The organism is Phascolarctobacterium succinatutens YIT 12067, assembly GCF_000188175.1.
In the GTDB taxonomy this organism is placed as follows: Bacteria; Bacillota; Negativicutes; order Acidaminococcales; family Acidaminococcaceae; genus Phascolarctobacterium_A; species Phascolarctobacterium_A succinatutens.
In genome coordinates this window covers 1-9443 of sequence record NZ_GL830881.1, presented here as the reverse complement: position 1 = coordinate 9443, position 9443 = coordinate 1, and the positions used below count along the sequence as shown (strand labels likewise).

The window sequence follows — 9443 nt, the reverse complement described above, 5'->3', positions numbered from 1 at the left end:
TTGATTCCTACAGTAAACTGACGCGGCCAAAACGGCGGTTAGCTATTGACAACTCGTCTAAATCGTAGTATAGTGGTCTTAAACAGGAATAACAATATAAATATGCGCTCAAAAAGCAAAAAGTTCCGTCGCAAAAGCCGAAGAACTGAATGAGGGTTTTATGAATTTAATTGAAGGTCTTACTAATTTTAACTTAACAAAGCAGGAAGCAACTCTGTATGTGCTGCTGCTGAAGTCCGGTCAGATGACCGGCTACGAAGCAGCCAAGCAGACCGGCATTTCGCGTTCCAACACTTATACTGCGCTGGCAGGACTGGTGGATAAGGGAGCAGCGTATGTGCTGGAGGAGGGCAAGGTAACGCGCTATACTCCGGTGCCTGCTGCTGAGTTTTGCAGCAACAAAATCAGTTGTCTGGAGGAGATAAAAAAAGATATACTCCAACAGCTGCCGGTGCTGAACAATGATCCTGAGGGGTATATCACCATCAAGGGTGCGCAAGAGATTATAAATAAAATGCGCAATACCGTGCGTCAGGCACAGGCAAGAATTTATCTGTCAGCTAACAGCAGAATGCTGGAGCTGATGCTGCCGGAGCTGCAGGATGCTTTGCAGCGAGGCTTGAAGGTAGTAGTTATCGGTGATAAATACTTTTCTTTGCCGGGAGCAATCTGCTACGGAACAAATAAGCAAAGCGAGCAGATTCGTCTGATTGCCGATTCACACACCGTTTTGACAGGAGATTTGCAGGATGATGAGGATTCAACCTGTTTGTATTCCTGCAAACGCAATTTAGTTGATTTATTTAAGGAAGCGCTGCAGAATGAAATTGCGCTGATTAAATTACAGAAAGGTGATATGAATGTCTAAGAAAATTCCGTTTGTTACTAAAGAACAATTAGAAAAAATCGTTTCCCAATATCCTACTCCGTTCCATCTGTATGATGAGGCCGGCATCCGTCGCACCGCGCGTCTGGTGAACAAGGCTTTTTCCTGGAACAAGGGCTTTAAAGAATATTTCGCAGTAAAGGCTACACCTAACCCCTATCTGCTGCAGATTCTGCGCGAAGAGGGCTGCGGTGCCGACTGCTCCTCCTATACCGAGCTTTTGATGAGCGATGCCGTAGGCTTTAAGGAGAGCGAGATTATGTTCTCCTCCAATGCAACTCCGGCAGAGGATTTTAAACTGGCTCGTAAACTGAATGTAAACATCAATCTGGATGATATTACTCATATCGACTTTTTGGAAAAGGTTGCCGATATTCCGGAAACCGTCTGCTGCCGTTACAATCCCGGTGGACATTTTGCCATTGCCAACAACATTATGGATAACCCCGGCGATGCAAAATACGGTATGACTCATGAGCAGATTATCGAAGCTTATAAAATTCTCAAGAGCAAGGGCGTAAAGAATTTCGGTATTCATGCATTCCTGGCTTCTAATACCGTTACCAACGAATACTATCCGGAACTGGCACGTATTCTGTTTGAGCTGGCAGTAGAGCTTAAGGAAAAAACCGGTGCGCATATCTCCTTTATCAACCTCAGCGGCGGTATCGGTATTGCCTACAAGCCTGAACAGCAGGATAATGATGTACTGGCAATCGGCGAAGGCGTGCGTAAGGTGTTTGAAGAGGTGCTTGTACCTGCAGGCATGGGCGATGTTAAGCTGTTCACCGAGCTTGGACGTTACATGCTGGCACCGAATGGCGCTTTGGTAACTACTGCTATTCATCAAAAGCATATCTATAAAGAATACATCGGCTGTGATGCCTGCGCTGCTAATCTGATGCGTCCCGCTATCTATGGTTCCTATCATCATATTTCCGTTATGGGCAAGGAAAACGCTCCCTGCGACCATAAGTATGATGTAACCGGCGGCCTGTGCGAGAACAACGATAAATTTGCCGTAGACAGAATGCTGCCTGAAATTAATATCGGCGATTTGCTCTTTATCCATGATGCCGGTGCGCATGGCTTCTCTATGGGCTACAACTATAACGGCAAGCTGCGCAGTGCCGAGCTGCTGCTGCAGGAGGACGGCAGTGTTAAAATGATTCGCCGTGCGGAAACACCGGCAGATTATTTTGCTACCTTCGATTTCGGTGAGTACGGACCGAAGCTGGCAGAAGAAGCAAAAATTAAAATGTAAAAAACAACGCTTAGTGACGTTGTTTCAATAGGACTGAGGCCTGAGGGCTTCAGTCCTTTATTATTATGTGATATAAGCACTTGCCTGAAAGCTGCTTTTGATTTACAATAGATAATGAATTGTCGGAAGCTTTAGGCAATAATGCTTACGAAAAAATATCAGGCTGTGAGGGAACGCAGCCGAATTTTGGAGGATGTGCTTATGCAAAATAAATATGCTGTTTATGAGGAGGCGCTGGCGGAGGAGCTTATTCCCGCCATGGGCTGTACCGAGCCTATCGCCATTGCTTACTGTGCTGCTGTATGTCGCGAGCAATTAGGAGCTTTCCCTGAGCAGATTGAAATCTGGGTTAGCCGTAATATTATCAAAAACGTTAAGAGCGTTGTTGTACCGAATACCAACAAGATGAAGGGCATTGAGGTTGCCTGCGCTGCTGGTGTCGTTGCCGCTCATTCCGAGCGTCAGCTGGAGGTTCTGGCTTATATTAACCAAGAGGAAAAGGCTGAAATTAAGGCGTTGGCTGAATCCGGCAAGATTAATATTCACGTTTCCGAAGAACCGGATATTTTCTATATCCGCATTTTTCTGGCAGCAGGCGGCAATAATGCTGAGGTAACTATTCGTACGGACCACACTAATGTTACCTGCATTAAGAAAAACGGCGCTACTGTTTTGGAAAAACCGATTGTGCCTGCCGAAGAAGAGGCTAAGAGCCTGTGGAGAATCGAGGATGTTCTGGATGCGGCCCGCAATATGCCGTTAGATAATGTTAAGCATCTGCTGAAACGTCAGATTGATTTCAATATGGCTATTTCCAAAGAAGGCCTGACCAATGATTACGGCGCAAGCATCGGCAAAATTTTGCTGCGTCGCGATCCGGACAGCCTGCGTATCCGCGCACGTGCCAGCGCTGCTGCAGGCAGTGACGCGCGTATGAACGGCTGTGAGCTTCCGGTAGTAATTACCTCCGGCAGCGGCAACCAGGGTATTACCGCTTCTGTTCCTGTTGTTGTTTATGCACATGCATTGGCTGCAGGCGAAGAAAAAATGCTGCGTGCAGTACTGCTGAGCGACCTTGTTACCATTTACCTGAAGCAGGGTATCGGTAAGCTGTCCGCATACTGCGGTGCTATCAGCGCAGGCTGCGGTGCCGGTGCGGCAATCGCTTTCCTGTATGATTGCACCGATGACCAGATCGAGCATGCTGTAGAAAATGCTCTGGCTATCAACAGCGGTATTATCTGCGACGGTGCAAAATCCTCCTGCGCAGCTAAGATTGCTATGGCTGTTGAAGGCGGTCTGATGGGCGTTGATATGTCCGTTGCTGAACGTAACTTTGCCGGCGGTGACGGCATTGTCCAAAATACTGCCGATGAAACCATTGCTGCAGTCGGCAAAATTGCCAGCCAGGGCATGGTAGAAACCGATAAAGAAATTATTGATGTAATGCTTGGCCTGTAATAAAGCCAAAAAATTAGAGAGTCTGCGGTTTACGCAGGCTCTCTGTTTTTTATCCGCTATATAATTATTCTTCTACCATTTTGGTAAGCTCTTCTACATGCTCGGTAGCAGTAAGGATATAGATAAAATCGCCGCTGAGCAGACGCGTGTCACCTGCCGGGATGAGCTGTGATTCACCGCGCTTGACATCAACTAAAAGTGTATTCGGCGGCCAGGGAATATCCTTGATAAGCTTGCCGCTGACGCTGCTGCCGCTGCAAATTACCAGCTCGATAACATTGCGTTGCTCCAGTACAGCCGGTTCCGGCGCTTTTTTGTGCAGCATGCGCTGCATCAGCTCCTCGTAGATAGGCTTGCTGTGGCACAGCTCCGCAATGACGAAGGCCACCATGGCAGCAATCGCCAGCGAAAGCAGCTGCTGGTAGCTGGCTGTCATTTCCATAATCAGTACGGTGCCTGTGATAGGCGCGCGTACGGAAGAAGCAAAAAGCGCCGCCATAGCAACTACCATAATATTTGTGGCATATGCAGGCTCAATCCAGCCAAGCATAATCAGCATCTGGGCGCAAATGCTGCCGCAGAGAGCGCCGATAACGAGCATCGGCAGGAAGAAACCGCCGGGAACGCCGCAACCGTAGCTGATGAGCGTAAAAATCAGCTTGCCTGCAAGAAAAATCAGCAGAAGCTGTAACGATACAGGTGCTTTGGCCAGATGATTAATCAGATCGTTGCCGCCGCCCAAAACCTCCGGCAGGAAGTAACCCAGAATACCGGCGCAGATGAGGGCAAAGGCAATCTTCTGTACAGGGCGCTTGAAGCAGGGCAGGCTGTAAAAGCGGCCTATATTCAGCAGTCCCCAGTTAAAGATAACGCCTGCCAGACCGCTGGCAAGAGCAACTAAAATGACGATGCCGTAATAGCTGATGGGAAGCAGTTGTAAGTAGGGGATATCAAAAATTGTCGCACGACCGAAAATAGCGCGGGAAATAATCGTCGCAGTGAAGGCTGCTGCCATTGAGGGCAGCAGAACCATGATGGAAAAGTTGCGGTGCAGCTCCTCCAAAGCAAAGATTACACCGGCGAGCGGAGCGTTGAAGGCTGCTGCCAGACCGGCGCTGGCACCGCTGGTCAGCAGATAGCGTTCCTCCATGCGGGTGCGTCCCATAAGACGGCTGACGCCCTGCGCAGTTACTGCGCCTAGCTGAATAGACGGGCCTTCGCGTCCCAGGGAAAGACCGGCGCCGATGCCGATGATACCGGCGGTGAGCTTAACCCAGAGAATGTGCAGCCAGCGCATTTTCATCAGGCCTAAAATTGCTCCCTTAACCTGCGGAATGCCGCTGCCGGCGGCCATAGGCTCGATGCAGTTGAGCTTGTGCAGGATGAAGGCGATGGCGATGAGCACGGCGAACCAGCAGGCGTTGATGCTCCAGTCGCTTACCCACAGGCGGTTGTAGAGCGCTCCACGCAGGTATTCCATCTCCGAGAGGGCGAAGCGGAAGAAGCTGATGACTATACCGGCCAAGATACCGGTGAGGATGCCCTCCGCAAACAGGCGCAGGCGGAAGTTGTGCATGTTGCTGAGCGAACGGTAGGTTTTGAATTTTTGTTCTTTATCGTCCATAAATATAACTCTTTTCTTCGAATTTTTGTAACTAATATTATAGCACAAAAATAACCTTACAGATGCACAGAATGCTCATATAAAAAGAAGTTGGCACAAATATACCAACTTCTTTTGCCTGTGTATTGATACCGGAAGAAATATCAGAGGTTTTGTTGTATTTTACTGCAGGAGCTTCAATTTAAAATAAAAATAAAGCGTATAATAGTTATACACCTTAATCAGTATATTCTACTCTTAAGCAGAGTTTAACAAGTTCTTCCTCAGGCTTAGAAGTAGACCAGAAGTTGCGCAGCGGGAAAAGATATATGCCTCCATGCATATGCAATTTATTTTGTTCGACAAATTTTAATATGCGTTCTTTTATTTTTGAATCAATTACTCCATAATGAGCATTGCAGTAAACGCACAGATATAAGCCTTTTTCTTTCGTTTTCTTTATTGGATTATTATAATGTAATTTGCTATTTGCGCTAATAAATACGTTGTATTGCGTTATAAGATCTTCGTAGAAGAATTCATTGCTGTCATAATGAAAGCCCATCAGATATTCCTGAAAGGACGGATGAGAAAATACTGGCAGCATATGCTTAGCCAAAATATTCATTCGATGTTTAATAGGTGTTTGGAAACTTATATCCTCACTAAAATAAAGATGTTCTTCCTCTTGAAGTTCCAGCAGAATCTGGTTAAGAGGCAGATTTTGAATATCGTTTAAAGCTGTCCTTTGAGTCTAAGCCTCAAAAAATAATCAGCCTGTATGTTTATGGTGACGAGGTGCTTTTAGGCCTTGTTGACCATAAGCGTATAGCAGGCCTGTCCAAATGGGTGCATGATGAGGATTTGGCCATGGGTGCCAAGGAGGCTAAGGATGTTACCAAAATTGCGGAAAGCAATCCGGAGGCTATTCTTGCACTGAAGCCTGATCTGGTGCTGCTGCCGGACAGCAGTAAGCCGGAGCAGATTTCCAGCTTGGAGGATGTGGGAATTAAGGTTTTTGTTTATCCCGCCGCATCCAGACTGAGCAATATTCCCAAGACGATTAAGGCTATCGGCGGTGCTGTAGGCGAAACGGAGCAGGCTGAAAAGCTGATTGCCGAGATGCAGAAAAAAATCAGTGCGGTTGAAGCTAAGGTTAAAAAAATGCAGCCTGAGGACAGAAAAAAAGGTCTGCTCTTTCTGCGCTTTGGCGCTATCGGCGGCAAGGGTATTATCTTTAACGATATCATGACTGCTGCCGGCGTAGAGGACTGCTATGAGGCAGCACGTCATACAATTGCGGACAAACCCGGAACGAGCCGTATTTTGAGTAAGGAAGAAGTAGTACAGGCAAATCCTGACTACATAATTATCGCTACCTGGTCTCAGGGCGGTGCTTATAAGGCAGGCAATGCGCAATTAGAAGAACTCTATGCTGATCCTGCGCTGGCTACGGTAACCGCTGTAAAGAAAAAACAGGCGATTGTCATTCCGCAGGGTTATGTAAATTGTCTGTCGCAACATGCCGCTGACAGTGTAGAGCTTCTGCATGAGGCAGTTTACGGCAAATAGACACAAAGGTCTTTGTGTGATATTAAATAACATTTTATGGGGGTGGCGGTTTTATCTGCTGCCCCTTGTTTTTTGAGGAGAAGAAATATGCTGCAAAAGAAAAACTATGGCGCTGATATTTTACATAATATCAGACGCTTGAGCGAAGTAAATGAGCAAAGGGATATTAAACCGCTGATGGCAACATCCTTCCCGGGAACTCATTGCCCGCTGATGGGTGTTCTGATGACCGTGAGACAGCTGCCGGAGGCAGTTACAGTTATCGTAGGTACGGATGAATGTACCTATTATTCCAAGCTGCTGGCGAATATGAAAATATTCGGCAGTCTTAAGGAAAGCTGTGTTTCAGTAGTAATAGATGATTATGATGTGACCTTCGGTACGATTAAGAAAACTAAAAAGGCCGTTGCCGAAATTTTTGAGGCAGGAGCTCCTAAATGCATAGTATTGGTAACAACCTGCGTTCTGGAAATCATCGGTGATGATTATGATGCACTCGTTGATGAGCTGGAGGAAAGGTACCATGTGACGATTCTGCTTGTGCGTACGGAGCATTTTCAGTGTCGGGATCATCTGCCGGGTATCGAAAGAACATTGACTGCCACTGTAAAGCTGATGCGGAAAATGCCGACGGAAAATGTTGTCAATATTCTTGGCAATGGTGCTCCTTTGCAAAAAAATTCTGTTTTGCTGCAGCTGCTGGAGCAGGCCGGCGTACAGTTAGGACTGCAGCTTCCTGGCAAATGCAGTCTGCAGGATTTGGCGCTTGCAGGAAGAGCGAAGCTGAATATTGTTGTTGATGAGCTAGGATTGGAGCTGGCAAAGCAGATGCAGGAAAAGCTTGCTGTGCCTTACGTTTACTTCCCACCGATGTGTAATCCGCACAAGGTGTTGCAGGCCTATCAGGAGCTTGCTGCTGCTTTGGAAATGGAGCTGCCGCAGATTGTTACAGAGTCTTTGGAGGAATGCCTTGCTTTGCAGCAGCAGGTGCAGGATAAGCTGCAGGGTATTGGCTATATATATGGCAACAGTCCGTATAACTGTTGGGAGCTGAATACTTATCTGGCAGGATTAGGACTGCAGCCGATGATGATACAGATGAGCACTCTGAAAAACAAGGAAGCAAAAAAAGAGCTGCTGCAATATGCGGATCCTTATGTCTGCAAGAGTGCCAATCTGGCAGCGATGGAATTTGTCTATGATAAATTAAAGCCTCAGCTGTATATAGGCAGAAGCTTTACCGACAGCCTGGAAAGAAAAGGGATTTTCGGTATAGACAGTATGCCGGGACAGGATGTACTGGGCTTTGCAGGCTGTTTCGGCTTGCTTAAGCGTTTGCTGGATTTTACGCAGACTCAAATAGAGGAGAAGTGATTATGGCTTTGATAAGAAATTTTCCGGTGCCGTCTGACAGAATGGCCATCATCAGCACGCTGCTGAATATAGAAGATGCAGTTGTTTTGGAATATGGTCCCGAAGGAACAACACATTTCAGCATGAATTTTTTCAATAAGCTGGGGCAGGATTATCCTGACAGACTTTTTACTACCGGTGTAGATGACAGTGATATTATTATGGGCAGTACAGAGCATCTGGAAAGAGGCATTTTGGAGCTGGATGCTTTATATTCGCCTAAGGCTATTTTTGTGCTGACTTCTTCTGTAACATCTATCATCGGTACGGATATTGCGGGAATCTGCGATAGCCTGCAGAGCAAGGTTCAGAGCAGGCTGATTCCTGTAAATACCTCCGGTTTGGGCGCAGACTACAGCGCCGGGTTGCGAAAAATCTATCTGCAGCTGGCAGAGCTGTTTGTACAGCCTGACGCAGCCAAGCAAAAAGGACGCTATAATATTTTAGGTGCATCACCGCTGCATTACAGAGCAGAATCCGATATCTGCGAAATCACAAGATTGCTGCGAGAGGGCTTCGGCTGCGAGCTGCTGCATTGCCTTGCGATGAATATGACTACGGAGGCGCTTGCCGAGCTTAGCAGTGCCGAGCTGAATATTGTTCTTACAGCAGAAGCGGTTCCCAGTGCCGAATATCTGCAAAGCGTTACCGGTACGCCTTATGTTTATCTGCCGCCTTACGGTTATAGTCAGACGAAAGAGTTTTTAAATAGCGTTGCAGCGGTTATAGGGCAGCCGGTTAAGGAAGCTATGCTGCAGCGTTTGGAGGAAAAAAAACGCAGACTGAAAATGCTTTTAAAGTCTCCGCTGCTGAGCAGAACTCCCGGTACGGTATTTTTAAAGGGTGATTATGATACAGTAAAAGGCTTGGGTGCATTCTTCAAGGAGTTGAAATTTAATGTAGCTCACAGTGTATGCACACATAAAATCACCGGTACTGCTGCGGAAGGCATAGAGTACTTTAAGGAAGAGAAGGAATATCTGCAGCTGCTGAAGGATATTCGTCATTGTCTTGTTATGGCTGATGAGGATACTGTTGCGCAAGCTGACATGACAAACTTTAAAGTTTGCGTAAGCCATCCCTGTTACAGTCACAGGACAATTGCCAAGCATTTGCCGTTCATGGGCGAAAGAGGTGCGGATATGCTTTTTGAGTATATTCAGCAGTACGTGAATATGTAACTTCAATTTCGGTTGATTATTGGCAGACAAAAAGAGACTGGGACAAAACCACCCTCTCAAACT

The 9443-nt window shown here is 46.7% G+C and carries 8 protein-coding genes; 6 read left to right on the top strand and 2 right to left on the bottom strand.

Translation table 11 applies throughout. From position 1 onward, the window contains the following. Positions 1-160 precede the first annotated feature (160 nt). The 3 genes from HMPREF9443_RS04690 to HMPREF9443_RS04680 all read left to right on the top strand — a co-directional run bounded on the left by HMPREF9443_RS04690 (position 161) and on the right by HMPREF9443_RS04680 (position 3611). Positions 161-868, top strand: a complete 708-nt coding sequence (locus HMPREF9443_RS04690; protein ID WP_009145371.1) for a TrmB family transcriptional regulator — start codon at positions 161-163, stop codon at positions 866-868. Beyond that, positions 861-2150, top strand: a complete 1290-nt coding sequence (locus tag HMPREF9443_RS04685) for a diaminopimelate decarboxylase (RefSeq protein ID WP_009145370.1) — start codon at positions 861-863, stop codon at positions 2148-2150. The genes HMPREF9443_RS04690 and HMPREF9443_RS04685 overlap by 8 nt, the downstream gene beginning before the upstream one ends. A 201-nt stretch (positions 2151-2351) precedes the next feature. Further along, a complete protein-coding gene (locus HMPREF9443_RS04680) occupies positions 2352-3611 on the top strand; it encodes an L-cysteine desulfidase family protein (RefSeq protein ID WP_040565057.1) in 1260 nt (419 codons plus the stop codon). A 64-nt stretch (positions 3612-3675) separates the two neighbouring features. Here HMPREF9443_RS04680 and HMPREF9443_RS04675 read toward each other — a convergent pair whose 3' ends face one another. After that, the gene (locus tag HMPREF9443_RS04675) at positions 3676-5235 is read right to left on the bottom strand and encodes a ClC family H(+)/Cl(-) exchange transporter (RefSeq protein ID WP_009145368.1); all 1560 of its coding nucleotides are present in this window, start codon (positions 5233-5235) and stop codon (positions 3676-3678) included. A gap of 217 nt (positions 5236-5452) precedes the next feature. Further along, positions 5453-5842: a hypothetical protein gene (locus HMPREF9443_RS04670; protein WP_040565056.1), complete on the bottom strand. Its 390-nt coding sequence runs from the start codon at positions 5840-5842 to the stop codon at positions 5453-5455. Positions 5843-5955: 113 nt separating this feature from the next. Here HMPREF9443_RS04670 and HMPREF9443_RS04665 point away from each other — a divergent pair, with 113 nt between their 5' ends. The 3 genes from HMPREF9443_RS04665 to HMPREF9443_RS04655 all read left to right on the top strand — a co-directional run bounded on the left by HMPREF9443_RS04665 (position 5956) and on the right by HMPREF9443_RS04655 (position 9380). Beyond that, positions 5956-6786, top strand: coding sequence for an ABC transporter substrate-binding protein (locus HMPREF9443_RS04665; RefSeq protein WP_087942303.1), 831 nt, complete (start codon positions 5956-5958; stop codon positions 6784-6786). Positions 6787-6873: 87 nt separating this feature from the next. Beyond that, positions 6874-8160 (top strand): oxidoreductase nitrogenase component 1, encoded by a 1287-nt coding sequence (locus tag HMPREF9443_RS04660; RefSeq protein ID WP_009145364.1) that lies wholly within the window; start codon positions 6874-6876, stop codon positions 8158-8160. A gap of 2 nt (positions 8161-8162) precedes the next feature. Further along, a complete protein-coding gene (locus HMPREF9443_RS04655) occupies positions 8163-9380 on the top strand; it encodes a nitrogenase component 1 (protein ID WP_009145363.1) in 1218 nt (405 codons plus the stop codon). Positions 9381-9443 lie beyond the last annotated feature (63 nt).

Excerpts from the sequence above, each read along its gene's own strand:
- HMPREF9443_RS04690 (WP_009145371.1), top strand. The coding sequence starts at position 161 with ATGAATTTAATTGAAGGTCTTACTAATTTTAACTTAACAAAGCAGGAA.
- HMPREF9443_RS04685 (WP_009145370.1), top strand. The coding sequence starts at position 861 with ATGTCTAAGAAAATTCCGTTTGTTACTAAAGAACAATTAGAAAAAATC.
- HMPREF9443_RS04680 (WP_040565057.1), top strand. The coding sequence starts at position 2,352 with ATGCAAAATAAATATGCTGTTTATGAGGAGGCGCTGGCGGAGGAGCTT.
- HMPREF9443_RS04675 (WP_009145368.1), bottom strand. The coding sequence starts at position 5,235 with ATGGACGATAAAGAACAAAAATTCAAAACCTACCGTTCGCTCAGCAAC.
- HMPREF9443_RS04670 (WP_040565056.1), bottom strand. The coding sequence starts at position 5,842 with ATGAATATTTTGGCTAAGCATATGCTGCCAGTATTTTCTCATCCGTCC.
- HMPREF9443_RS04660 (WP_009145364.1), top strand. The coding sequence starts at position 6,874 with ATGCTGCAAAAGAAAAACTATGGCGCTGATATTTTACATAATATCAGA.
- HMPREF9443_RS04655 (WP_009145363.1), top strand. The coding sequence starts at position 8,163 with ATGGCTTTGATAAGAAATTTTCCGGTGCCGTCTGACAGAATGGCCATC.